Origin of the sequence: Streptomyces sp. Da 82-17 (assembly GCF_046098215.1) — a bacterium.
GTDB lineage: Bacteria > Actinomycetota > Actinomycetes > Streptomycetales > Streptomycetaceae > Streptomyces.
This window is the reverse complement of sequence record NZ_JBJURH010000018.1, coordinates 95,142-120,535: the sequence shown is the minus strand read 5'-3', so window position 1 is coordinate 120,535 and position 25,394 is coordinate 95,142. Positions and strand designations below refer to the sequence as shown.

Sequence of the window (25,394 nt, the reverse complement as noted above, 5' to 3'; positions counted from 1 at the left end):
GCGGCACAGGCCGTACGATCGAGGAATGAGCACGCGGATCGCCTTCCTCAAGGGCCACGGCACCGAGAACGACTTCGTGATCGTGCCCGACCCGGACAACGCCATCGAGCTGCCCGCCACGGCGGTCGCCGCGCTGTGCGACCGGCGCGCGGGAATCGGCGGTGACGGCCTGCTGCACGTCGTCCGCTCCGCCGCCCACCCCGAGGCGCGGCACATGGCGGACGAGGCCGAGTGGTTCATGGACTACCGCAACGGCGACGGCTCCATCGCCGAGATGTGCGGCAACGGCGTCCGCGTCTTCGCCCGCTATCTCCAGCACGCCGGACACGTCGAGGCCGGAGACCTCGCCGTCGCCACCCGGGGCGGCGTCAAGAAGGTGCACATCGCCAAGGCCGACGCCACGGGCGAAGCCGCCGTCACCGTCTCCATGGGCCGCGCCGAGCTCCCCGCCGAGCAGGCCACGGTCACGGTCGGCGAGCGCAGCTGGCCCGCCCTGAACGTGAACATGGGCAATCCGCACGCGGTCGCCTTCGTGGACGACCTGGCGCACGCCGGGAACCTCTACGCGGCGCCGGCCACGAGCCCGGCCACGGTCTACCCGGACGGGGTGAACGTGGAGTTCGTGGCCGACCGCGGCCCCCGCCACGTCGCCATGCGGGTGCACGAGCGGGGCGCGGGCGAGACCCGCTCCTGCGGCACCGGCGCCTGCGCGGTCGCCGTCGCCGCCGCCCGCCGGGACGGAGTGAGCGCGACCGTCACCGGCGAGCCCGTGACGTACACCGTGGACGTCCTCGGCGGCAGGCTCGAGATCACCGAGCGGCCCGACGGAGGGATCGAGATGACCGGACCAGCCGTGATCGTGGCCGAAGGTGACATCAGGCCCGAGTGGATCGAAAACCGAATTGCCTGAACGTTCCCTCGAATGGGTGATCCGTTTCACTCTGGGCGAGAGCAAGTGAGCGGCGCGTGATGGGCTCGATAGCATCAAGCACCGGCAACGGGGGGACCCGCCGCCCCGCCCCCGACCGCCGGTCGAGCTGCCGGAGGTTCCCATGAGTGCGGACGGATCGAGGACTGCGGCGCGCACCGCCCCGAACAGCGCCGAGGCCGCGGACGAGCACGCGCCCACGCCGCCCGCGCCCGCGCCGAGCAGCTCCGGCACGCCCCGCAGGCGCGGCCGTCCCCGCATCGATCTGCGCCGCCTCGGCCTGGCCGCCCTCCTCGGCTCGACCTCCCGCGGCCGCCTCCCGGACGCCATCGGCCATGTGGCCGACGCCCACCGCGCCCACCACCCCGAGGCCGACCTGGAGCCGCTGCGCCGCGCCTATCTCCTCGCCGAGTCCTCGCACCGCGGCCAGATGCGCAAGAGCGGCGAGCCGTACATCACGCACCCGCTCGCCGTCACCCTGATCCTCGCCGAACTCGGCGCCGAGACCACGACGTTGACGGCCTCCCTGCTCCACGACACGGTCGAGGACACCGAGGTCACCCTGGAGCAGGTGCGCCGCGAGTTCGGGGACGAGGTCTGCTTCATCGTCGACGGCGTCACCAAACTGGAGAAGGTCGACTACGGCGCGGCGGCCGAGCCCGAGACCTTCCGCAAGATGCTCGTCGCCACCGGCAACGACGTCCGCGTCATGTCGATCAAGCTCGCCGACCGCCTGCACAACATGCGCACGCTCGGCGTGATGCGCCCCGAGAAACAGGCCCGCATCGCCAAGGTCACCCGGGACGTCCTCATCCCGCTCGCCGAACGCCTCGGCGTCCAGGCCCTCAAGTCCGAGCTGGAGGACCTGGTCTTCGCGATCCTCCACCCCGAGGAGTACGACAAGACCCGCACCCTCATCGCCGAGAACGCCGCGGCCGGAGACCCCCTCGGGGAGTTCGCCGAAGAGTTCCGCACGGTGCTCCGCGAGGCCGACATCGCCGCCGAAGTCCACATCAGGCCACGGCACTTCGTCTCCGTGCACCGCTCCCGGATCAAACGCGGCGAGCTGCGCGGCGCCGACTTCGGCCGCCTCCTGGTCCTCGTCAACGAGGACGCGGACTGTTACGGCGTCCTGGGCGAGCTGCACACCTGCTTCACCCCGGTGATCTCCGAGTTCAAGGACTTCATCGCCACCCCCAAGTTCAACCTCTACCAGTCGCTGCACACCGCGGTCGCCCGCCGGGACGGCGAAGTGGCCGAAGTCCTCATCCGCACCCACCAGATGCACAAGGTCGCCGAAGCCGGAGTCGTCGCCCTCGGCAACCCGTACGACGCGGGCACGGACGAGGACGGCGCGGAGGGTGAGCGCGTCGACCCCACCCGCCCCGGCTGGCTCTCCCGCCTCCTCGACTGGCAGCGCTCCGCACCCGACCCGGACACGTTCTGGAGCTCCCTGCGCGAAGAGCTCGCACAGGACCGCGAGATCACCGTCTACCGCGCGGGCGGCGGCACGCTGAACCTCCCCGCGGGCGCCAGCTGTGTCGACGCCGCCTATGCGCAGTACGGCGAGGAGGCGCACGCCTGCATCGGCGCCCGGGTCAACGGCCGCCTGGTGACGCTCAGCACGGTCCTGCGCGACGGCGACACGGTGCATGTGCTGCTCGCCCCGCCCGAGACCGCGTCCGGCCCGGACGCCGAGTGGCTGGACCACACGCGTACGCCCGCGGCGCGCATCGCCATCGGCCGCTGGCTCAGCTCGCACCCCGAAGGCCCGGTCGTCGCGGCCGCCGAACCCCGCCCGCAGCTGACCGTCGCGGGGATGCGGCCCGGCGCGGCCAACGCCGTCGTCGACCTGCCGAACGCCACGGTCCGCCTCGCCGGGTGCTGCACACCGGTCCCGCCGGACGTCGTCACCGGCTTCACCGTGCGCGGCGGCGCCGTCACCGTGCACCGCGTCGAGTGTCCCGCCGTGCAGCGGATGTCCGCCTCGGGCCGCGTGCCCGTCGCCGTGCACTGGGCCGAGCCGGACGAGGGTGCCGAGTGCCGGGTCACGCTCATCGCCGAGTCCTTCGGCCGCCCGCATCTCCTCGCCGACCTCACCGAGGCCATCGCCCTCGAAGGCGCCGCGATCATCTCGGCCACGGTGGAGCCCCCGGTCGAGGGCCGCGTCCGCCACTCGTACACGCTCCAACTCCCCGACGCCGCCCAGCTCCCCGGCCTGATGCGGGCCATGCGCAAGGTGCCGGGGGTGTACGACGTGGGGCGCGGCAAGGAACCGGCAGCGGCCACGTCCTGAGCGCCCGGCCCGCCGTCCCCCGACCGCCGCCCACACGAACCCGCGCTGCGGCGTACGTCCGACCACCTCGTTCGGGTGGGACGATCGCGAGTCGGCGCGGCGGGCAAGGCCCGTGCTGATAGCGGTGGTTCATGTTGCTCTCGCGCCGCACCAGGGCCGCACTCCTCGCAGCCGCCACCTCCGCCGTGTCCGTCTCGCTGCTCGCAGCGAGCGCCCCCTCGCCGGTCGCCCCGCGCGGCATCGGCGACCCCCTCTTCCCGCACCTGGGCAACCCCGGGTACGACGTCACCGCGTACGACCTGTCGTTCGCGTACCGGGGCGACAACACCAAGCCGTTGGACGCCGTGACCGTCGTGCAGGCGCGGGCCACGGACCAGCTGCGGCGGATCAACCTCGACTTCGCCGGGGGCAAGGTCCGCTCCGTCGAGGTCAACGGCCTGCGCGCGAAGTTCGCGAGCACCGGCGAGGACCTCGTCGTCACCCCCGCCCGCCCCGTCGGCGCCGGCGGCTCGCTGCGGATCACCGTGCGGCACACCAGCGACCCGGCCGGCACGTCCGACGGCGGCTGGGTGCAGACCGGCGACGGGCTCGCCATGGCCAACCAGGCCGACGCCGCCCACCGCGTCTTCCCCTCCAACGACCACCCCTCCGACAAGGCGTACTTCACGTTCCGGATCACCGCGCCCAAGGGCCTCACCGCGGTCGCCAACGGGCTGCCCGCCGGCCGCCGCGCGGGCGCCGCGAACACCACGTGGACGTACCGCACCCACCACCCCATGGCCACCGAGCTGGCGCAGGTCAGCATCGGCAAGTCGGCGGTGCTGCGCCGCGGCGGCCCGCACGGGCTGCCGGTACGGGACGTCGTGCCGTCCAAGGACCGCAAGAAGCTCGAACCGTGGCTGAAGAAGACCCCGGCCCAGATCGCCTGGATGGAGAACAAGGTCGGCCGCTACCCCTTCGAGACGTACGGGGTCCTCGCCGCCGACGCCACCACCGGGTTCGCCCTGGAGACGCAGACCCTGTCGCTGTTCGAGCGCGGCCTGTTCACGCAGCCCGAGTACCCGGAGTGGTACGTCGAGACGATCATGGTGCACGAGCTGGCGCACCAGTGGTTCGGCAACAGCGTCAGCCCGGCCACCTGGTCCGACCTGTGGCTGAACGAGGGCCACGCCACCTGGTACGAGGCGCTCTACGCGGAGGAGCGCGCCAAGCAGCCGCTGCAGAAGCGGATGAAGATGGCCTACCGCGAGTCCGACCGCTGGCGCGCCGCCGGCGGCCCGCCCGCCGCACCGAAGAAGCCCCGCCCCGGCCAGAAGATCAGCCTGTTCCGCCCGGTCGTCTACGACGGCAGCGCCCTCGTCCTGTACGCGCTGCGCCAGGAGATCGGCCACGCCGCCTTCGACCGCCTGGAGCGCGCCTGGGTCCTGCGGCACCAGAACGCCAACGCCGGCACCGCCGACTTCGTCCGCCTCGCCTCCGGCATCGCGGGCCGCGACCTGACCGGCTTCTTCAAGGCCTGGCTGTACGGCGCCAAGACCCCGCCGATGCCCGGCCACCCCGACTGGAAGTCCGCCGCCCCGACCGCGCCGAAGGGCAAGCCCGCCACTCGCGCCGCCGCCCCGGCGCACACCCCCGCGCACACCTCCGCGCACCCCTCCGCACCCACCCACGAGCACGCCCACCCCGCACACACGCACGGCCAGCACGGGCACGAGCAGCACGGGCACGCCGGGTGAGCAGCCGGGCCCCGCGCACGGCGGTACCGGGTCGTTCGCACCCACCCGCGTACGCACCGGAAAAGTCGGGTGCCGAGACGGGGCGTACCGTGAGACCATCAACGGGTCGGCGGCGCGGCCGGCCGGGAATCTCCCGGGACATGCGCGCGTTGACTTCATCGAGGACCGCCCGGGTCGGGTGGTTCCCCCTTCCCAACGACGTAAGGATCCAATGACCTCCTCTTCTTCCCCTTCCCAGGACGCGCAGGACCGCCAGAGCACCGCGCAGAACCTCCCCGAAGGACTTCGGGCCGATGCCCTGATGGAAGAGGACGTCGCCTGGAGCCACGAGATCGACGGAGCGCGGGACGGCGACCAGCTGGACCGCTCCGAGCGTGCGGCTCTGCGTCGTGTGGCGGGCCTCTCCACCGAGCTCGAGGACGTCACCGAGGTCGAGTACCGACAGCTCCGCCTGGAGCGGGTCGTGCTCGTCGGCGTGTGGACCTCGGGCACCGTTCAGGACGCGGAGAACTCCCTCGCGGAGCTCGCCGCCCTCGCCGAGACCGCGGGCGCCCTCGTGCTCGACGGTGTCATCCAGCGCCGGGACAAGCCGGACCCCGCCACGTACATCGGCTCGGGCAAGGCCCAGGAGCTGCGGGACATCGTGCTCGAGACCGGCGCCGACACCGTGGTCTGCGACGGTGAGCTGAGCCCCGGCCAGCTCATCCACCTCGAGGACGTCGTCAAGGTCAAGGTGGTCGACCGCACCGCCCTGATCCTCGACATCTTCGCCCAGCACGCCAAGTCCCGAGAGGGCAAGGCGCAGGTCGCCCTGGCACAGATGCAGTACATGCTGCCGAGGCTCCGCGGCTGGGGTCAGTCGCTCTCCCGTCAGATGGGTGGCGGCGGCGGTGGCGGCATGGCCACGCGTGGTCCCGGTGAGACCAAGATCGAGACCGACCGGCGGCGGATTCGCGAGAAGATGGCGAAGATGCGCCGGGAGATCGCGGCGATGAAGACCGGCCGGGACGTCAAGCGCCAGGAGCGCCGACGCAACAAGATCCCCTCGGTCGCCATCGCGGGCTACACCAACGCCGGCAAGTCCTCGCTGCTCAACCGCCTGACGGGCGCGGGAGTCCTGGTGGAGAACGCGCTGTTCGCCACCCTCGACCCCACCGTCCGCCGCGCGGAGACCCCGAGCGGGCGGCTCTACACCCTGGCCGACACGGTCGGGTTCGTCCGCCACCTGCCGCACCACCTGGTCGAGGCGTTCCGCTCCACGATGGAGGAGGTCGGCGACTCCGACCTGATCCTGCACGTGGTCGACGGCTCGCACCCGGTGCCGGAGGAGCAGCTGGCCGCCGTGCGCGAGGTGATCCGGGACGTCGGTGCGACGGACGTGCCCGAGGTCGTCGTGGTCAACAAGGCGGACGCGGCGGATCCGTTGGTGCTGCAGCGCCTGCTGCGCGCCGAGCGGCACGCGATCGTGGTCTCGGCCCGCACGGGCGACGGCATCGACGAGCTCCTCGCGCTCATCGACGCCGAACTGCCCCGCCCCGAGATCGAGATCGAGGCCCTCCTGCCGTACACGCAGGGCGGGCTCGTCGCCCGGGCCCACGCCGAGGGCGAGGTGATCTCCGAGGAGCACCTCCCGGAGGGCACGCTGCTCAAGGCGCGGGTGCATGAGGAACTGGCCGCGGAACTGGCCCGGTTCGTCCCCGCGGAGCACTGACGGCAAGCAGTTCGGTCGTACGAACAAGTCGGTCGTACGAAGAAGGCCCGCCCCCTCAAGTTCGAGGGGGCGGGCCTTCGTTGCTGTGCGGAGAGCGTGCCTACAGGCTTCCGTACTTCTTGCTCATCGTGTCGAAGACGCGCTTCGCGCCGTCGCCGAGCTGCGGGCCGGCGAGCCAGCCGTTCGAACCGGCCGGGCCGATCGAGGTGTTGGAGACCAGCGCGAGCTTGCCGTCGCCGACCTCACGGAACCAGCCGCCGCCGGAGGAGCCGGCGGTCATGGTGCAGCCGATGCGGTACATCGTCGGCGAGTTCGGGGTCAGCGAGAGCCGGCCGGGGCGGTCGATGCACTTGTGCATCAGGGCGCCGTCGTACGGCGGGGCCTGCGGGTAGCCCCAAGCGCCCATCGCGTCCACGGACTTGGGCGACGGTGAGGAGAAGTCCACGGGCAGCGCGGCGCCGACCGTCTCCTCCAGGGACTTGCTGCCGCGCTCCGGCTTCACGTGCAGCACCGCGTAGTCGTACTCGAACGAACCGGCGTCCGGGCTCTGCGCGGTGGTGCCGTCGATCCACTCGTTGGACGTGGAGATCCAGTCCGCCCAGAACTGGCCGTACGGGGCGCGGTCCTGCTGGCCGGCGCTCTCCAGGGCGCGGGCGGAGAGGCCCTTGTGGTTGTAGGCCGGGGTGAAGACGATGTTCCGGTACCAGCCGCCCTTCTGGCCGGCGTGCACGCAGTGGCCCGCGGTCCACACGAGGTTGGACTTGCCGGGGTTGCGCGGGTCCTTCACGACGGTGCCGGAGCAGACCGCGGAGCCCTCCGGGGTGTCGAAGAAGATCTTGCCGACGGGTGCCGCGTACTTGTAGTACGGCGTGCGCTCCGGCTCGGCGCGGACCGGGCGGGGCTCCGGGTCGGTGACGCCCTCGTTGCCGGCCGCGGCCTTGCTGGAGATGGTCTGGCTGGGGGCCTTCGCGGACTTCATCCGGTCCGCGTCCCACAGGCCCTCGATGACCGGGTTGGCGAAGTCCTTCGCCTCACGCAGCCACTTGTCCTTGTCCCAGTTCTTCCACTCGCCGTTCTTCCACTTGTCGACGTCGATGCCGTGCTCCTTGAGCCGGTCGGCGATGCCGTCGAGGTCGTCGGGCAGCTGGGCGGCGTCGTCCTGGCCCGAACCGCCGTCCTGCGCGGCGGAGTTGGTCGGCTTGGCGTCGGCCTTGGGGTCGCCGCCGGACTCGCAGGCGGTGGCGGTCAGCGCCAGGGCCACGGCGAGCGAGGCCGCGGCCAGCGCCGGACGTATGGATCGCATGGTTCGGAAAACCCCCGATGGGTGTGGAGCGGTGGTGATGGGGAAAGAGGTGCCGCTCCCGGGGCGGCCCCGGGAGCGGCGTACCTGAGAGGAGGGAGGCGCCGACGGCCTCGCGACTCGGGTCGGTTGACCTCGACCCGGGTCGGTCGACCTCGACTCGGGTCAGTTGGCGAACTTCTCGCTGACCTGGTCGTAGATGGCCTTGGCCTCCTTGCCGAAGCGCGGGCCCGCGAGCCAGCCCGCGGTGGCCGGGCCGATGGAGGTGTTGGAGACCAGGGCCGGCTTGCCGTCCTGGCCCGTGGCCACCCAGCCGCCGCCGGAGGAGCCGCCGGTCATGGTGCAGCCGATGCGGTACATCGTCGGCTGGCTCGCGCTCAGCGAGAGCCGGCCGGGCTTGTCGGCGCAGGAGAACTGCTCCTGGCCCTGGAACGGCGGGGCCGCCGGGTAGCCGGTCGCCTTGATCGAGTCGATCTTCGGCACGGCCGGGGCGTTGAACTCGACCGGAAGCGCGGCGCCGACGGTCTCCTCCAGGGACTTGCTGCCGCCCTTCTCGGGCGCCATGTGCATCACGGCGAAGTCATAGGGAGCGCCCGCGCCACCGGTGTTGGCGCCGGTCGCGATCCACTGGTCGGACGTCTTGGTCCAGTCGCTCCACCAGATGCCGTACGGGGCGATCTCCTCGCGCGTCGGCTTCTCGGCCTCCAGCTGCTGGGCCGTCTTGCCCTCGTCGTTGTACGACGGCACGAAGGCGATGTTGCGGTACCAGCCGCCCGACTTGCCCGCGTGCACGCAGTGGCCGGCCGTCCACACCATGTTGGACTTGCCCGGGTTGGCCGGGTCCTTCACCACGGTCGCGGAGCACTGCGCGGAGCCCTCCGGCGTCTCGAAGACGAGCTTGCCGGTGGCGGGGGAGCTGCCGTGGTACGGGGCCGCGATCTCCTCGGCGTCGACCGGGGCCGGCGTCGGGTCCGTCTTGCCCTGGTCGCCCGAGATGTCGTTGTCGACCGGCTTCTCGGGGGTCTTGTCGGTGTCGCGCAGCCGGTCCGGGTCCCAGTACTCCTCGATGATCGGGTTGACGAAGTCCTCAGCCTCGCGCAGCCACTTGTCCTTGTCCCAGTTCTTCCACTCGCCGTTGCGCCACTTGTCGACATCGATGCCGTGCTCCTTGAGCCGGTCCTTGATGTCGTCCGGAATCTCGATCTTGTCCCCGCCGCCGCTGCCGCCGGTGCTGCCGCCGCCGTCGGTCGTCGCGGAGGCGGTGGGCTTGCCGTCGGCGTTGTCCTCACCGGGGCCGCAGGCCGTGGCGGTCAGCGCGAGCGCGGCCGAGACCGCGAGCACGGAGGAGGTACGGCGCACACTCCTCCCTCGGCGAGCGGCGAAGAGCGGACGTATGGGTCGCATGGCGAGAATCCCCCTGTTTTGACTTTGTGCAGTTCACGTGTGCAGTTGTGGGACCGCCGCGGAGCGGCGCGACGATCGAGCACCCCACACTATGCCGGTGCGATCGGGGACGACCGACGGGGCCGCAACGGTTCTGTCACGGCCCTGCCCCGCGGCGGAGGAGCTTGTCGGGGAACTTCCGGTTGATGGCGTTTGCGATCGCCGCGTACGTGCTCACGCCCGCGTGAAGGCCCCCAGCACGCGTCCGCGCCTGCGCGAAGGTTTTCGTTTGGCAAGGAATTCCGCCCGCGCGTGATCCCCCGCACCCCGCGTCGTTGGTACGTACGGGGGACACGCGTCCCGTGTGCGACCCCTCGGCCTCGGCCGGCGTACCGCCCAACTCACCGACGCACAGCGGGAGGACACACAGTCGTGGCCGTCACCGAGCCTGCGCCGCCGCAACCGGCGCCGCCCGCCGCAGCCCCGCCCGTACCCGCACCGCCTGCGCTGCCCGCGCCTGCCGCCGCTCGGAGTGCCGCCGGGGGCGAGGGGATTCTGCGGCGGCAGTCGCTGCGCGAGTCGGCCGCCCGCACCTATGCGCGGTCGCTGCCCATCGTGCCGGTGCGCGCCCGCGGGCTGACCATCGAAGGGGCCGACGGGCGGCGGTACTTGGACTGCCTCTCCGGCGCCGGGTGCCTCGCGCTCGGCCACAACCACCCCGTGGTCCTGGAGGCCATCCGCAAGGTCCTCGACTCGGGCGCTCCGCTGCACGTCCTGGACCTCGCGACGCCCGTCAAGGACGCCTTCGTCACCGAGCTGTTCGAGACGCTGCCGCCCGCTTTCGCGGCCCGTGCCCGCGTCCAGTTCTGCGGCCCGGCCGGCACGGACGCCGTCGAGGCCGCCCTGAAGCTGGTCCGCACGGCCACGGGACGCGGCGGACTGCTCGCGTTCACGGGCGCGTACCACGGCATGACCGAGGGTGCGCTCGCCGCGTCGGGCGGCGCGGGCGACGTACGCGTGACCCGGCTGCCGTACCCGCAGGACTACCGCTGCCCGTTCGGCACCGGCGGGCCGGAAGGGGCCGAACTGGCCGCCCGCTGGACCGAGTCGCTGCTCGACGACGCCAAGTCCGGGGTGCCGACGCCCGCCGGGATGATCGTGGAACCGGTGCAGGGCGAGGGCGGGGTCGTGCCCGCGCCGGACGCGTGGCTGCGCCGGATGCGCGAGATCACCGCGGCCCGCTCCATCCCGCTGATCGCCGACGAGGTGCAGACCGGCGTCGGCCGCACCGGCGCCTTCTGGGCCGTGGAGCACAGCGGGATCGTGCCCGACGTGATGGTCCTGTCCAAGGCCATCGGCGGCAGCCTCCCCCTCGCCGTCGTGGTCTACCGCGACGACCTCGACGTCTGGGAGCCCGGCGCCCACGCGGGCACCTTCCGCGGCAACCAACTGGCCATGGCCGCGGGCGCCGCGACCCTCGCCCACGTCCGCCGCCACCGCCTCGCCGAGCGCGCCGCCGACCTCGGCGCCCGCATGCTCGCCCACCTGCGCACGCTCGCCGCCGGCCACCCGCAGATCGGCGACGTACGGGGCCGGGGCCTGATGATCGGCGTCGAGCTGGTCGACCCGGAAGGCGCCGAAGCCGCGGCGGACTTGGCAGCGGACTCGGCGGCGCACTCCGCGGCGGACTCCTTCGTGAGCGCCGGTCCGCCGCCGCCCGCGCCCCGGCTCGCGGCTGCCGTGCAGCGCGCCTGCCTGGACCGCGGCCTCATCGTCGAACTCGGCGGCCGCCACTCCACCGTCGTCCGCCTGCTGCCCCCGCTGACCCTCACCGACGACCAGGCGGACGCGGTCCTCGACCGCCTCTCCGACGCCCTGGCCTGCGTACTGAAACCCCAACGCCCGGAATCCGCCCGGCAGTAGCACCGCCCGGCCACGGGCCGTATGGCCGGAATCCGCCCAACTTCCGTACCTCTTGAGGAACATGAGCCACATACCCCGTACGCCGCTTCGAAGTGGGAGACCGACCGTGCCGAACGCCCCGCTCGCCGCAACCGTGCCGAACGCCCCGCTCGCCGCCGCATCCGTACCGCCCGAGCTCAACGCCGAGACCTGGGCCCGCGCCGCCCGGCGGCTCCTCGCCAAGATGATCGGTGAGTTCGCCTACGAGGAGATCGTCGCGCCGGAACCGGAGGGCGACGGTTCCTACGGGCTCGCGCTGGACGACGGCGCCCGGCTCCGCTTCCGCGCCCGGCGTGCGGCGTACGGGAGTTGGCGGGTCGAGCCGGACTCGCTGAGGCTGTGCGCGGGGGACGGGAAGGAGGAGCCGTTCGGCGACCCGTTCGCGTTCCTCGGCCGGGCCCGGCGGCTGCTCGGCCTCGACGGGGACACCCTCGGCCACCTGGTGCGCGAGCTGAACAGCACCCTCGCCGCCGACGCCCGCCTCGACCACACCGGCCACGGCGCCGCCGCCCTCGCCGACCTGCCGTACGCGGAACTGGAAGGGCACCAGACCGGGCACCCCTGGCTCGTCCTCAACAAGGGGCGGCTCGGCTTCGCGGCCTCCGACACCGCCCGCTGGGCGCCGGAGGCCCGCGTTCCGGTGCGGCTCCCGTGGCTCGCCGTCAGCCACGACCTGGCCACCTACCGCGGCGTCGACCACCTCGCCGACCCCGCCCGGCTCTACGCCCACGAGCTGGACCCGGCCACCCTCGACGCGTTCGCGGACACCCTGCGCGCCCGCGGCCTCGACCCGCGCCGCTACCTCTACCTGCCCGTGCACCCCTGGCAGTGGGACGAGATCGTGCTCCCGCTGTTCGCCCCGCACATCGCCGCCGGCGCCGTCGTGCCGCTCCCCGAGGACCCGGACACCCGCCTCCCGCAGCAGTCCATCCGCACGTTCCTCAACACCGCCCGGCCCGACCGGCACACCGTCAAGCTGCCGCTGTCGATCCTCAACACCCTGGTCTGGCGCGGACTTCCGACCGACCGCACCCTCGCCGCACCGGCCGTCACCGCCTGGGTGCACGCCCTGCGCGACGCCGACCCGTTCCTGCGCGACGAGTGCCGCGTGATCCTCCTCGGCGAGGTCGCCTCGGTCACCGTCCGGCACCCGGTGTACGACGAGCTGCCGGAGGTTCCGTACCAGTACAAGGAGCTCCTCGGCGCGATCTGGCGCGAGCCCCTTGAACAGCGCCTCGACCCCGGCGAACGCGCCCGCACCCTCGCCTCGCTGCTGCACACCGACGGCAGCGGCCGGGCCTTCGCCGCCGAACTCGTCGAGCGCTCCGGACGCGCCCCGAAGGCCTGGCTCACCCGCCTCTTCGCCGCCCTGCTGCCCCCGCTGCTGCACTTCCTCTACCGCTACGGCACGGTCTTCTCGCCGCACGGGGAGAACGCGATCGTGGTCTTCGACGAGGCGGACGTGCCGGTCAGGCTCGCGGTGAAGGACTTCGTGGACGACGTGAACGTCAGCGCACAGCCCGTGCCCGAGCTGGACTCGATGCCGGACGACGTACGCGAGGTGCTGCTCACCGAGGAGCCCGGCTTCCTCACCCAGTTCATCCACTCCGGCCTGTTCGTCGGCGTCTTCCGCTACCTCGCCCCGCTCTGCGAGGACCAACTCGGCGTCCCCGAGCGGGAGTTCTGGGCGCTCGTACGCGAGGAGATCGACCGGCACCAGGCCCGCTTCCCCGAGCTGAAGGACCGCTTCGAGCTGTTCGACCTGCTCACGCCCCGCATCGAGCGCCTCTGCCTGAACCGGAACCGGCTCCACCTCGACGGCTACCGGGACCGCCCCGAGCGGCCGCACGCCGCCGTCCACGGCACCGTGCCGAACCCGCTCCACCTGGGGCAGCAGGACCTTCCGGCGCTCGAGCGGCCGGGGCCGCGGGCGTGATCGCGGCATTGTCAGTGGGGCACCGTAGGCTGGTCGGCCTATGACGAAGCCCTCCCTCCCCGATCTCTTGCACGCCGCCGTCGAAGCCGTCGGCGGCACGGAGCGCCCCGGCCAGGTGACCATGGCCGAGTCCGTCGCCGAGGCCATCGACGGCGGCTCCCACCTGCTCGTCCAGGCGGGCACGGGCACCGGAAAGTCCCTCGGCTATCTGGTGCCCGCGCTCGCCCACGGGGAGCGCGTGGTGGTCGCCACGGCCACCCTCGCGTTGCAACGCCAGCTGGTCGAGCGCGACCTTCCGCGCACGGTCGACGCCCTGCATCCGCTGCTGCGCCGCCGCCCCCAGTTCGCCATGCTCAAGGGCCGGTCGAACTACCTGTGCCTGCACCGCCTGCACGAGGGCGTGCCGCAGGACGAGGAGGAGGGCCTCTTCGACCAGTTCGAGGCGGCCACGCCCACCAGCAAGCTCGGCAAGGACCTGCTGCGCCTGCGCGACTGGGCGGACGAGACGGAGACCGGGGACCGGGACGACCTGACGCCCGGCGTCTCCGACCGCGCCTGGTCGCAGGTATCGGTCTCCTCGCGCGAGTGCCTGGGCGCCTCCAAGTGCGCGTACGGCGCGGAGTGCTTCGCGGAGGCGGCCCGGGAGCGCGCGAAGCTCGCCGAGGTCATCGTCACCAACCACGCGCTGCTCGCCATCGACGCCATCGAGGGCGCGCCGGTGCTCCCGCAGCACGAGGTGCTCATCGTCGACGAGGCGCACGAACTGGTCTCCCGCGTCACCGGCGTCGCCACCGGCGAGCTCACTCCCGGCCAGGTGAACCGCGCGGTCCGCCACTCGGCGAAGCTGGTCAACGAGAAGATCGCGGACCAGCTCCAGACCGCCGCCGAGACCTTCGAGCGGATCATGGAGCTGGCCCTTCCGGGCCGCCTGGAGGAGATCCCCGAGGACCTCGGTTACGCCCTGCTGGCGCTCCGGGACGCCGCGCGCAACACGATCTCCGCGATCGGCGCGACCCGCGACAAGTCGGTGCAGGACGAGGACGCCGTCCGCAAGCAGGCCCTGGCCTCGGTGGAGAACATCCACGACGTCGCGGAGCGCATCACCAACGGCTCGGAGTGGGACGTCGTCTGGTACGAGCGGCACGACCGCTTCGGTGCCTCGCTTCGCGTCGCCCCCATGTCGGTCTCCGGTCTGCTGCGCGAAAAGCTCTTCACGGACCGCTCCGTCGTCCTCGCCTCGGCCACGCTCAAGCTCGGCGGCGACTTCAACGGCGTGGGCGCCTCCCTGGGCCTCGCCCCGGAGGGCCTCGCCGGCCAGGAGGGCGAGGCGGAGGAGCTCCCCGTCTGGAAGGGCATCGACGTCGGCTCCCCCTTCGACTACGGCAAGCAGGGCATCCTGTACGTCGCGAAGCATCTGGCCCGCCCGTCCCGCGACGGCACGCGCGGGGACATGCTCGACGAGCTGACGGAGCTGATCCAGGCGAGCGGCGGGCGCACCCTTGGCCTGTTCTCCTCGATGCGGGCCGCCCAGCAGGCCGCCGAGGAACTCCGTTCCCGTATCCCGGAGTTCCCGATCCTGCTGCAGGGCGAGGAGACCCTCGGCGAGCTGATCAAGAACTTCGCGGCGGACCCGAAGACCTGTCTGTTCGGCACGCTCTCGCTCTGGCAGGGCGTGGACGTGCCGGGTTCCAGCTGCCAGCTGGTCGTGATGGACAAGATCCCGTTCCCGCGCCCGGACGACCCGCTGATGAGCGCCCGCCAGAAGGCCGTGGAGGACAACGGCGGCAACGGCTTCATGGCCGTCGCCGCCACGCATGCGGCCCTGCTGATGGCGCAGGGCGCGGGCCGTCTCGTCCGCGCGTCGGGGGACCGGGGCGTGGTCGCGGTCCTGGACCCGCGCCTGGCCACGGCCCGCTACGGCAGCTATCTGAAGGCCTCACTGCCCGAGTTCTGGTACACGACGGACCGCAACCAGGTCCGCCGCTCCCTGGCCGCGATCGACGCGGCGGCGAAGCAGGCGGAGGCTTGAGCCTTCTCTCCGACCGAGGCAGGGCGCCCCGAAAGGGGCGCGGGGAACTGCGCGCTCAACCACGACGCAGCGGGCAGCCGCCGAGGCGAGCAAAGCTCAGCGGCGCGAAAGCGCAGGCGGGGGCCCGGACGGCGCGTGGACGCAAACGCAGGACCCCGGAACCGGCGCAGTAGGTTCCGGGGCCCGGACTAGGGGGGGCAGGGGGCACGGGGGTGCAACCCCCGACTTCACACCCGCCGCAGCACTGCCACGACCTTGCCGAGGATCGTCGCCTCGTCACCGGGAATCGGCTGGTACGCGGAGTTGTGCGGCAGCAGCCACACGTGACCGTCCTCGCGCTTGAACCGCTTCACCGTGGCCTCGCCGTCCAGCATGGCCGCCACGATGTCGCCGTTCTCCGCGACGGGCTGGCGGCGGACGGTGACCCAGTCCCCGTCGCAGATCGCCGCTTCGATCATCGAGTCACCGACGACCTTGAGGACGAACAGCTCGCCGTCACCCACCAGCTGGCGGGGGAGCGGGAACACGTCCTCGACCGACTCCTCCGCGAGGATCGGCCCACCGGCGGCGATCCGGCCGACCAGCGGGACGTACGACGCGGCGGGCTTGCCGGTGGTGTCCGTGGGCTGGCTGCTGGGCTGGTCCGAGCCACGCACCTCGTACGCGCGCGGGCGGTGCGGGTCGCGGCGGAGGAAGCCCTTGCGCTCCAGGGCCATCAGCTGGTGCGCGACGGAGGACGTGCTGGAGAGGCCCACCGCCTGGCCGATCTCCCGCATGGACGGCGGGTACCCCCGGCGCTGCACGGAGTCCCTGATCACCTCGATGACCCGGCGCTGGCGGTCCGTGAGCCCTGTGCTGTCCGCCCTGATGCCTGGAGGTCGCCCGGGAAGCGAGCGCGTGGGCTTGGGCCCCTCCGGGTTCGTGGCTGCGTCATTCATGGCATGCACCGGCTCGAGTCGGCCCTGGGCGCGGTCCTGGGCGGTGATGGTGGCGCTGTCTGCGGTGGTGGTCACGGCGGCCCCTCTCGAGATGTTCTCCCTAGCTGGACAACGGTAGTAGCTTTCGAAAGGTTGCGCCAAACACACGTTCGAGTGAAAAAACGCGGACCGCCTGACGTGATCATGAGCCTGGGTGTATGGCTGACGCCCGCCGGGCCTTCTCGCCGACGCTCGGGCGAACGGCAGTTCGGTTCATTACGGTACGCTTCACCGCCGACGTCGAGGACCCCCGCAGTGGTGCTTTCCAGTGTGCCATCAGAGGCCTCCCGGATCGGGCTCCACCCCCTTCGCGTACCCTCGTCGGCGACCCCCTCTCGGTACAGCGCCCGCGACACGCGATGGCGCCGAATGTGACGCCAAACCCCAGATCTAGTGGTTGGATTGGCGACGGCACCCAGAAGTTGTGGTCCCTGGTCCTCCGAGGCCTCGGCCATCGCCTATGCTTGGGGCTGCTTCGAGGGGCTCAAGGCCCTCTTCGAGGCCATTCAGTCGTGCTGTGAAGGAGGGTTGGGAGTTATGCACTGCCCCTTCTGCAGGCACCCCGACAGCCGCGTCGTCGACAGTCGCACCACGGACGACGGCACGTCGATCCGCAGGCGCCGTCAGTGCCCGGACTGCTCCCGTCGTTTCACGACCGTGGAGACCTGCTCGCTGATGGTGATCAAGCGCAGCGGGGTGACCGAACCTTTCAGCCGTACCAAGGTCATCAATGGTGTGCGCAAGGCATGCCAGGGGCGACCGGTGACCGAGGACGCTCTCGCCCAGCTCGGCCAGCGGGTCGAGGAGGCGGTGCGCGCCACCGGCAGCGCCGAGCTGACCACCCACGACGTGGGTCTGGCCATACTCGGACCGCTGCGTGAGCTCGACCTCGTCGCCTACCTGCGATTCGCGTCCGTCTACCGGGCGTTCGACTCGCTCGAGGACTTCGAGAGCGCCATCGCGGAACTCCGGGAGCAGCGTGGCTCCGCGAGTGGCGAGAACGACGGCCATCAGGCCGAGAGCGGGCTCGGAGGGACCGTCGAGGTCCCCGTGCCCGCCACTGCCGCCGACTGACGGCGGGCCGGAGCGGGCCACGCGGGACCGGTCCGGCCGATCAGCGGCGATCCAGACCCGTCATGGGTGCCCTCGGGGTGCCCACGACACCAGACACACACCGTGCCACGGGGAAGAACGAGGCACTTTAGGGCGTTTTAGCCCGATAAAGGGAGGCGGCATGACAGAGACGGCGAGCGGCCCGGCACGAGGTTCCCGTTCCAAGGGTTCCAAGAGCAAGGGTCTGCGCATCGAGCGCATCCACACCACCCCCGGCGTGCATCCGTACGACGAGGTGGAGTGGGAGCGCCGTGACGTCGTCATGACCAACTGGCGCGACGGCTCGGTCAACTTCGAGCAGCGTGGCGTCGAGTTCCCCGACTTCTGGTCGGTGAACGCGGTCAACATCGTCACCAGCAAGTACTTCCGCGGGGCCGTCGGCACCCCGCAGCGCGAGACCGGTCTGAAGCAGCTGATCGACCGGATCGTGAAGACGTACCGCAAGGCCGGCGAGGAGCACAACTACTTCGCCACTCCCGCGGACGCCGAGATCTTCGAGCACGAGCTGGCGTACGCCCTCCTGCACCAGATCTTCAGCTTCAACTCCCCGGTGTGGTTCAACGTCGGCACGCCGCAGCCGCAGCAGGTCTCCGCCTGCTTCATCCTCTCCGTCGACGACTCCATGGAGTCGATCCTGGAGTGGTACAAGGAAGAGGGAATGATCTTCAAGGGCGGCTCCGGCGCCGGCCTGAACCTCTCCCGCATCCGCTCCTCCAAGGAGCTGCTCTCCTCCGGCGGCAACGCCTCCGGCCCCGTCTCCTTCATGCGCGGCGCCGACGCCTCCGCCGGCACCATCAAGTCCGGTGGCGCCACCCGCCGCGCGGCCAAGATGGTCATCCTCGACGTCGACCACCCCGACATCGAGTCCTTCATCGAGACCAAGGTGAAGGAGGAGGAGAAGATCCGCGCCCTGCGCGACGCGGGCTTCGACATGGACCTGGGCGGCGACGACATCACGTCCGTCCAGTACCAGAACGCCAACAACTCGGTCCGCGTGAACGACGAGTTCATGAAGGCCGTGGAGTCCGGCGGCAAGTTCGGCCTGCGCGGCCGCATGGACGGCGAGGTCATCGAAGAGGTCGAGGCCAAGTCCCTCTTCCGCAAGATGGCCGAGGCCGCCTGGGCCTGCGCCGACCCCGGCATCCAGTACGACGACACCATCAACGCGTGGCACACCTGCCCGGAGTCCGGCCGCATCAACGGCTCGAACCCGTGCTCCGAGTACATGCACCTGGACAACACCTCGTGCAACCTCGCCTCGCTGAACCTGATGAAGTTCCTCAAGGACGACGGTGAGGGCAACCAGTCCTTCGAGTCCGAGCGCTTCGCCAAGGTCGTCGAGCTGGTCATCACCGCGATGGACATCTCCATCTGCTTCGCGGACTTCCCGACCCAGAAGATCGGCGAGAACACCCGCGCCTTCCGCCAGCTCGGCATCGGCTACGCCAACCTCGGCGCCCTGCTGATGGCGACCGGCCACGCCTACGACTCCGACGGCGGCCGCGCGCTCGCCGGCGCCATCACCTCCCTGATGACGGGCACGTCGTACAAGCGCTCCGCCGAACTCGCCGCCGTGGTCGGCCCGTACGACGGGTACGCGAAGAACGCGACGCCGCACAAGCGCGTCATGAAGCAGCACGCCGACGCCAACGCCAAGGCCGTCCGCATGGACGACCTGGACACCCCGGTCTGGGCCGCCGCCACGGAGGCCTGGCAGGACGTCGTCCGCCTCGGCGAGAAGCACGGCTTCCGCAACTCGCAGGCCTCGGTCATCGCCCCGACCGGCACCATCGGTCTCGCGATGTCCTGCGACACCACCGGCCTGGAGCCCGACCTCGCGCTGGTCAAGTTCAAGAAGCTGGTCGGCGGCGGCTCGATGCAGATCGTCAACGGCACCGTGCCGCAGGCGCTGCGCCGCCTCGGTTACCAGCCGGAGCAGGTCGAGGCGATCGTCGCCCACATCGCCGAGCACGGCAACGTGATCGACGCCCCGGGCCTGAAGACCGAGCACTACGAGGTCTTCGACTGCGCCATGGGCGAGCGTTCCATCTCCGCGATGGGCCACGTCCGCATGATGGCCGCGATCCAGCCGTGGATCTCCGGCGCCCTCTCCAAGACGGTCAACCTCCCGGAGTCCGCGACCGTCGAGGACGTCGAGGAGGTCTACTTCGAGGCGTGGAAGATGGGCGTCAAGGCGCTCGCCATCTACCGCGACAACTGCAAGGTCGGTCAGCCCCTCTCCGCCAAGAAGAAGGAGGAGGAGAAGGCCGAGATCGCCGACAAGGCCGAGGAGACCATCCGCGAGGCGGTCGAGAAGGTCGTCGAGTACCGCCCGGTCCGCAAGCGTCTCCCGAAGGGCCGTCCCGGCATCACCACCTCGTTCACCGTCGGCGGCGCCGAGGGCTACATGACCGCCAACTCCTACCCGGACGACGGTCTCGGCGAGGTCTTCCTGAAGATGTCCAAGCAGGGCTCCACCCTCGCGGGCATGATGGACGCCTTCTCCATCGCCGTCTCGGTCGGTCTGCAGTACGGCGTCCCGCTGGAGACGTACGTCTCGAAGTTCACCAACATGCGCTTCGAGCCGGCCGGTATGACGGACGACCCGGACGTGCGGATGGCGCAGTCGATCGTCGACTACATCTTCCGCCGCCTGGCGCTCGACTTCCTGCCGTTCGAGACGCGCTCCGCGCTCGGCATCCACTCCGCCGAGGAGCGTCAGCGCCACCTGGAGACCGGTTCGTACGAGCCGACCGAGGACGAGGTCGACGTCGAGTCCCTGGCCCAGTCCGCCCCGCGGGCCCAGGAGCTGCTGAAGTCGGTGTCCGCGCCGCAGGCCGAGACCGCGAAGACCGCCCCGAAGGAGGCGCACACCTCCGCGGAGCTCGTCGAGATGCAGCTGGGCATCCAGGCCGACGCCCCGCTCTGCTTCTCCTGCGGTACGAAGATGCAGCGGGCCGGGTCCTGCTACATCTGCGAGGGCTGCGGTTCGACCAGCGGCTGCAGCTGAGCCGGGCGCTCACGCGCTGAACGGCAGCTCGGCTGCTGAGAGTTGAGGAAGGGCGTCGGTTTTGTGCCGACGCCCTTCGTCGTTCCCGGCGGCGTTTTCAGGAGGGCGGTGCGCCGGGGCGGACGGTTTCCACGGCGAGCACCGGATCGAGGGGCTCCACGAGCTCCCCGGTCGCCACGCCCACGAGCCGCGCCGACGGGTCCCCTGCCAGCAAGCCCTTCACGTACGCGAGCGCCTCCGCGGGCGACAGCACCGGCAGCCGTCTGCGCAGCTCCCGGACGGCGGGCAACTGGCCGCTCCCGGCGGCGACTTCGCGGACCGCGTCGTGCAGATCGTCCACCGCCGTGCGCACCGGGAGGCCGCGGATCCGGGCGCGGTAGTCGGCCTCCCATTCGCCGGTCAGGGCCGTGACGACGCCGATGCGGTGCAGCCCGCCGTCGACACGGTCCACGAGGTACGGGCCGTTGCCTGCCACCTGGAACTCGGGGTCGCGCGTGCGCACGTACGGCTCGGACTGCCAGTGGACGATCCAGACCAGCTCGTGCCGTTCGACCTCCAGGACGGCCATGCGCAGCGTGTCCGGATGCGTGGCCCGCCACCGCTCGTGGTCGCGCTCCAGCTGTTCCTGGACAGCCCGGACCGCGTCCCGCCGCGAGATCACGAGGCCGGGGCCCGGGTGCCTGCGGTGCTCAACTCAGCGCGCTGAGCTGAGTCGTGAAGGACGTGGGGTCGGCGTCGAAGCCGCGGATCGTGCTGCGGAACTCCCAGGTGCCGGTCTCCGGGTCGCGGGTGAACTCGGCGATCGTCGCCGCCGTGCCGCCCGCGGCCTCGGCGAGGTCGCTCGTCGCCAACTCCGTGTAGCCCTCGGCGATGCGGACGCCGGTGTTCTCGATGTCGCCGAACGTCTTGCGGCCGTCGTTCTGCTGTATCACCACACCCACCACGACCCGCGTGTACGTCTCCGCCAGGCGGTCGAACTCCAGGGTCATGACCTCGTCGTACCCGAAGCCCTGGCCCGTGCGGCTGTCGCGGTTGAGGTTGATCGTGCCGTCCGGGGAACGGCTGCCGAAGTGCACCACGTACTCCGGGTCGGCGTACCCGGCGCCCGTCGTGTACGTCGCCGCGACGAGGTCCAAGTCGTGCTCCGGCGCCCCCATCGGGCTCGGGTCCCACCTCAGGGCGACCTCTACCTTGCCGAGGCCCTTCTTCACGCTGCTCACTGGACTCCCCCTCCTGGACGGCGAGTTGATGATCCCTCACATGGTCAGGTCCGATGAGACACGTTACGGCCTGCCACTGACAAGCGGGGTACCGGTTGTCCACAGGCAGTGACCGCCGGGCTGCCCTGCGGCATAAGATGGCGCGGTGCTGGTCAAGTGGATTCGCTGCACCGTGGTGGACCGCCGGGGGTTCGAGCGGGGGCAGCGGAAGTGGGCGGGGCTTCTGGGAGAGCCGGGGTTTCGAGGGCAGGGCGGTGGCTGGAGCCGACGGTGGCCGGACACCGTGCACGTCATATCGTTCTGGGAGAGCCGCGCCTTCTACGACTCCTTCATGGCCCGCTCGCACGACCGGCTGCACGCCGCCCAGGCCGGTACGTACAAAGACCTGCAGGTCAAGCTGTTCGATCACCGCTTCGACGTGAAGACGGGGTTCGAGCCGCACTTCACCGGCGCGGACGTGCTGCGCCTCGCGCACTGCAAGGTGCGGGAGGAGCGCGTGGAGCACTTCGCGCACGTACAGGAAAAGATCTGGAACCCGGCGATGGCCGGTTCGCCCGGCATGGTGCGCGGGCTCTTCGGGGAGGCGCCGGAGAACGAGTTCCTGGTGCTCTCGATGTGGCAGTCGACTGCCGAGTACGGCAAGTACCAGGTGGAGCGCGTGGAGCGGCTCACCCTGCGGGCGCAGACCGAGGCGGACGTGGCGGCGCTCAACGGCGATGTGGTGCAGCTCGAACCGTCCTGGACGGTCTGACGTCTCCCGCCGCCAGGGGCCCTTCGGGTGCGCTCGGTTGACCCTGGTGCGATGAGCCGATCTAGGGTTTCCGTATGGCACGTCCTCGGCGCATCGTCCTCGTCCGGCACGGAGAGTCGGAGGGCAATGCCGACGACACCGTCTACGAGCGGGAGCCCGACCACGCGCTCCGGCTCACCGACATCGGCCGCCGCCAGGCCGAGGCCACCGGCGCCCACCTGCGGGAACTCTTCGGCCGCGAACGCGTCAGCGTGTACGTGTCGCCGTACCGGCGCACCCACGAGACGCTGCGCGCCTTCGACCTCGACCCCGCCCTGATCCGCGTCCGCGAGGAGCCGCGGCTGCGCGAGCAGGACTGGGGCAACTGGCAGGACCGTGACGACGTCCGGCTGCAGAAGGCGTACCGCGACGCGTACGGGCACTTCTTCTACCGCTTCGCGCAGGGCGAGTCCGGGGCCGATGTGTACGACCGGGTGGGCGCGTTCCTGGAGAGCCTGTACCGCAGCTTCGAGGCGCCCGACCATCCGCCGAACGTCCTGCTCGTCACCCATGGCCTGACCATGCGGCTGTTCTGCATGCGCTGGTTCCACTGGACGGTCGCCGAGTTCGAGGCCCTGTCCAACCCCGGCAACGCCGAGATGCGGACGCTGCTGCTGGGCCCGGACGGCCGCTACACCCTGGACCGCCCGTTCGTCCGCTGGCGCGAGCCGGAGATGTACACGTACGACACGTACGGCCGGCCGCGCTAGCCGCCCGCCCGGGCGCTGTCACGGGCGAGGGGCGGCCGGTGTCTTGAGGTCGGACCCTTTTCGAGTGGAGGAGTGGCCGGATGGATACGGGGACGGACGCAGGCATGGACGTGGACATGGACATGGGTGACGGCATGGACATGGGTGAGGGCGCGGGGGACGGGTTCGACGAGGCCACCGAGACGTTCGTGGCCCACCGGAACCTGCTGTTCACCGTCGCGTACGAGATGCTCGGCTCCGCCGCCGACGCCGAGGACGTGCTGCAGGAGACCTGGCTGCGCTGGGTGAAGGTCGACCTGACCCAGGTCCGCGACCAGCGCGCCTACCTGGTCCGCACGACGACCCGGCAGTCCCTCAACCGCCTGCGCACACTCAAGCGCCGCAAGGAGTCGTACGTCGGACAGTGGCTGCCCGAGCCGATGCTCACCGCGCCGGACGTGGCCGAGGACGCGCTGCTCGCGGAGAGCGTGTCCATGGCCCTGATGCTCGTCCTCGAAACGCTCTCGCCCACCGAACGCGCCGTCTTCGTCCTGCGCGAGGCCTTCGACTTCGGGTACGACGAGATCGCGGACGCCGTCGGCAAGAGCCCCGCCGCCGTACGGCAGATCGCGCACCGGGCGCGCAAGCACGTCGACGCGCGACGGCCGCGGCAGTCGGTGTCGCAGGACGAGACGCGGGCCGCGCTCGACTCGTTCCGGCGCGTCCTGGAGACCGGTGACCTGCAGGGACTCCTCGACGTGCTCGCCCCCGACGTCGTTCTCATGGGCGACGGCGGCGGCATCAAGCAGGCCTCGCCGCGGCCGATCGTCGGCGCGGACAAGGTGGCCCGCTTCATGATCGGCGGGCTCGGCAAGAACGTCCTTCCGATCAGCCTCGCGCCCACCGTCGTCAACGGGAACCCGGCGCTCGTCGTGCACCTCGACGGCGAGCTGGACGGCGTCATGGCGGCCCGGGTCGAGGACGGGCGGATCAGCGGGCTGTACTACGTGCGGAATCCGGAGAAGTTGTCGCGGGTCGAGTCGGAGACCCGGCTCACCCGGCTCACCCGGCGGGGGCCGGGGTGGTGAGCCGACGGGATCTTGCCCTTCCGGTGGTGGCTGGGGCTGCTCCCGGGAGGGTGGGCCGGTTGCGGTGGGCGTAGTGCCGGTCCGGGTGGGGCGGTTGCGGTGGGTGTGGTGCCGGTCCGGGTCGGCCGGTTGCCGTCGGTGTGGTGCCGGTCCCTGGGTCGCCGCATTAGAGTGGCAGAGCCATGATCGCTGACTCCTCATCCCAGCAGCCATCCCAGCAGCGCCTGGAGCGTGCGCTCGCCTCGCTGCGCGGACTCGCGGTGGGGGACGCCCTCGGCTCCCAGTTCTTCGTGCCCGCGAACTACCCGCTCCTCAAGCGCCGCGAAGTCCCGCAAGGCACCTGGCAGTGGACCGACGACACCGAGATGGCCTGCTCCGTGCTCGCCGTCCTCGTGGCGCACGGGCGCATCGATCAGGACGCGCTCGCCGACTCCTTCGCCGAGCACCACGACTTCGACCGCGGCTACGGCCCGGCCGTCAACCGGCTGCTCCGGCTCATCCGCGAGGGCGGCGACTGGCGCGAGCTGTCGTCCGCCCTGTTCAAGGGCCAGGGCTCGTGGGGCAACGGCGCGGCCATGCGGATCGCACCGCTCGGCGCCTGGTACGCGGACGACCCCGAGCAGGCCACCCACCAGGCGGAGATCTCCGCCTACCCCACGCATCAGCACCGCGAGGCGGTCGTCGGCGCGATGGCCGTCGCCGCGGCCGCCGCGCTCGCCGCCGACCCGGCCGGGCCGCCCAAGCCGGCCGACCTCCTCGACGGCGTCGTCGCACTTGTACCGCGCAGCGCCGTCGGCGCGGGGCTGCGGCGGGCGCGGGACATGCTCGACTACAGCGACGCCACGACCGTCGCCGCCGTCCTCGGGTGCGGTCGCCGCACCACGGCCCACGACACGGTGCCGTTCGCCCTCTGGTCCGCGGCCCGCTCCCTCGGCGACTTCGAGCACGCCTTCTGGACGACTGCCCAGGTCGGCGGGGACATGGACACGACCTGCGCGATCGTCGGCGGAGTCGTTTCCTCCGTACGCGGGACGGCGCCTCCGGAGTCTTGGCTTCAGCAAACCGAGGCCCTGCCGGAGTGGGCTCCAGCCTCTGTGTGAGGTTTCCCTTGCGGGGGTGAGGTGGCGTGGGGCCGCGGTTGGGGTGGCATGGGCCTGGGGTTGAGGGTGGCGTGGCGCTTCGCGACATGCAGGGTGAACTTGTTCGCTTTTTCGGGTAGTTGAGGG

At 71.3% G+C, this 25,394-nt stretch carries 18 protein-coding genes; 13 read left to right on the top strand and 5 right to left on the bottom strand.

What is annotated here, in order from left to right; translation table 11 throughout:
* Positions 1 to 25 precede the first annotated feature (25 nt).
* From dapF to hflX, 4 genes are all read left to right on the top strand, one after another.
* Entirely contained in the window at positions 26 to 910 is an 885-nt protein-coding gene (gene dapF, locus ACIDOF_RS27130; RefSeq protein WP_409008727.1) for a diaminopimelate epimerase, read from the top strand.
* Between the two features lie 142 nt (positions 911 to 1,052).
* The gene (locus tag ACIDOF_RS27125; RefSeq protein ID WP_409008726.1) at positions 1,053 to 3,224 is read left to right on the top strand and encodes a RelA/SpoT family protein; all 2,172 of its coding nucleotides are present in this window, start codon (positions 1,053 to 1,055) and stop codon (positions 3,222 to 3,224) included.
* A gap of 131 nt (positions 3,225 to 3,355) precedes the next feature.
* Entirely contained in the window at positions 3,356 to 4,960 is a 1,605-nt protein-coding gene (locus ACIDOF_RS27120) for a M1 family metallopeptidase (RefSeq protein WP_409008725.1), read from the top strand.
* 211 nt (positions 4,961 to 5,171) lie between these two features.
* Positions 5,172 to 6,671, top strand: a complete 1,500-nt coding sequence (gene hflX / locus ACIDOF_RS27115; RefSeq protein ID WP_409008724.1) for a GTPase HflX — start codon at positions 5,172 to 5,174, stop codon at positions 6,669 to 6,671.
* Between the two features lie 100 nt (positions 6,672 to 6,771).
* On the opposite strand, the gene ACIDOF_RS27110 is transcribed toward hflX, so the two are convergent.
* Both ACIDOF_RS27110 and ACIDOF_RS27105 read right to left on the bottom strand, forming a co-directional pair.
* Positions 6,772 to 7,974: a trypsin-like serine peptidase gene (locus ACIDOF_RS27110; protein WP_409008723.1), complete on the bottom strand. Its 1,203-nt coding sequence runs from the start codon at positions 7,972 to 7,974 to the stop codon at positions 6,772 to 6,774.
* Between the two features lie 162 nt (positions 7,975 to 8,136).
* Positions 8,137 to 9,375, bottom strand: coding sequence for a trypsin-like serine peptidase (locus ACIDOF_RS27105; protein WP_409008722.1), 1,239 nt, complete (start codon positions 9,373 to 9,375; stop codon positions 8,137 to 8,139).
* Positions 9,376 to 9,786: 411 nt separating this feature from the next.
* Here ACIDOF_RS27105 and ACIDOF_RS27100 point away from each other — a divergent pair, with 411 nt between their 5' ends.
* From ACIDOF_RS27100 to ACIDOF_RS27090, 3 genes are all read left to right on the top strand, one after another.
* Entirely contained in the window at positions 9,787 to 11,277 is a 1,491-nt protein-coding gene (locus ACIDOF_RS27100; protein ID WP_409008721.1) for a diaminobutyrate--2-oxoglutarate transaminase family protein, read from the top strand.
* A gap of 61 nt (positions 11,278 to 11,338) precedes the next feature.
* Complete coding sequence (locus tag ACIDOF_RS27095) at positions 11,339 to 13,252, top strand: IucA/IucC family protein (RefSeq protein WP_409008720.1); 1,914 nt, start codon at positions 11,339 to 11,341, stop codon at positions 13,250 to 13,252.
* 40 nt (positions 13,253 to 13,292) lie between these two features.
* The gene (locus tag ACIDOF_RS27090; RefSeq protein WP_409008719.1) at positions 13,293 to 15,281 is read left to right on the top strand and encodes an ATP-dependent DNA helicase; all 1,989 of its coding nucleotides are present in this window, start codon (positions 13,293 to 13,295) and stop codon (positions 15,279 to 15,281) included.
* Positions 15,282 to 15,508: 227 nt separating this feature from the next.
* Here the strand turns inward: ACIDOF_RS27090 and lexA are convergent, their stop codons facing one another.
* Entirely contained in the window at positions 15,509 to 16,294 is a 786-nt protein-coding gene (gene lexA / locus ACIDOF_RS27085) for a transcriptional repressor LexA (RefSeq protein WP_409008718.1), read from the bottom strand.
* A gap of 501 nt (positions 16,295 to 16,795) precedes the next feature.
* On the opposite strand from lexA, the gene nrdR reads away from it, so the two are divergent.
* A complete protein-coding gene (gene nrdR / locus ACIDOF_RS27080) occupies positions 16,796 to 17,332 on the top strand; it encodes a transcriptional regulator NrdR (RefSeq protein ID WP_409008717.1) in 537 nt (178 codons plus the stop codon).
* 160 nt (positions 17,333 to 17,492) lie between these two features.
* The gene (locus ACIDOF_RS27075) at positions 17,493 to 20,381 is read left to right on the top strand and encodes a vitamin B12-dependent ribonucleotide reductase (protein WP_409008716.1); all 2,889 of its coding nucleotides are present in this window, start codon (positions 17,493 to 17,495) and stop codon (positions 20,379 to 20,381) included.
* A 97-nt stretch (positions 20,382 to 20,478) separates the two neighbouring features.
* Here the strand turns inward: ACIDOF_RS27075 and ACIDOF_RS27070 are convergent, their stop codons facing one another.
* Entirely contained in the window at positions 20,479 to 21,042 is a 564-nt protein-coding gene (locus ACIDOF_RS27070) for a YrhB domain-containing protein (RefSeq protein ID WP_409008715.1), read from the bottom strand.
* Between the two features lie 28 nt (positions 21,043 to 21,070).
* A complete protein-coding gene (locus ACIDOF_RS27065) occupies positions 21,071 to 21,601 on the bottom strand; it encodes a TerD family protein (RefSeq protein ID WP_409008714.1) in 531 nt (176 codons plus the stop codon).
* Between the two features lie 145 nt (positions 21,602 to 21,746).
* Between ACIDOF_RS27065 and ACIDOF_RS27060 the strand changes: the two genes are divergently transcribed.
* The 4 genes from ACIDOF_RS27060 (at position 21,747) to ACIDOF_RS27045 (ending at position 25,268) form a co-directional block, all read left to right on the top strand.
* A complete protein-coding gene (locus ACIDOF_RS27060) occupies positions 21,747 to 22,352 on the top strand; it encodes a YdbC family protein (protein WP_409008713.1) in 606 nt (201 codons plus the stop codon).
* A gap of 74 nt (positions 22,353 to 22,426) precedes the next feature.
* On the top strand, positions 22,427 to 23,101 hold the full coding sequence (locus ACIDOF_RS27055) for a histidine phosphatase family protein (protein WP_409008712.1): 675 nt from the start codon (positions 22,427 to 22,429) through the stop codon (positions 23,099 to 23,101).
* A gap of 122 nt (positions 23,102 to 23,223) precedes the next feature.
* The gene (locus ACIDOF_RS27050; RefSeq protein WP_409008781.1) at positions 23,224 to 24,168 is read left to right on the top strand and encodes an RNA polymerase sigma-70 factor; all 945 of its coding nucleotides are present in this window, start codon (positions 23,224 to 23,226) and stop codon (positions 24,166 to 24,168) included.
* 182 nt (positions 24,169 to 24,350) lie between these two features.
* Positions 24,351 to 25,268, top strand: a complete 918-nt coding sequence (locus ACIDOF_RS27045; RefSeq protein ID WP_409008711.1) for an ADP-ribosylglycohydrolase family protein — start codon at positions 24,351 to 24,353, stop codon at positions 25,266 to 25,268.
* Positions 25,269 to 25,394: the final 126 nt, after the last annotated feature.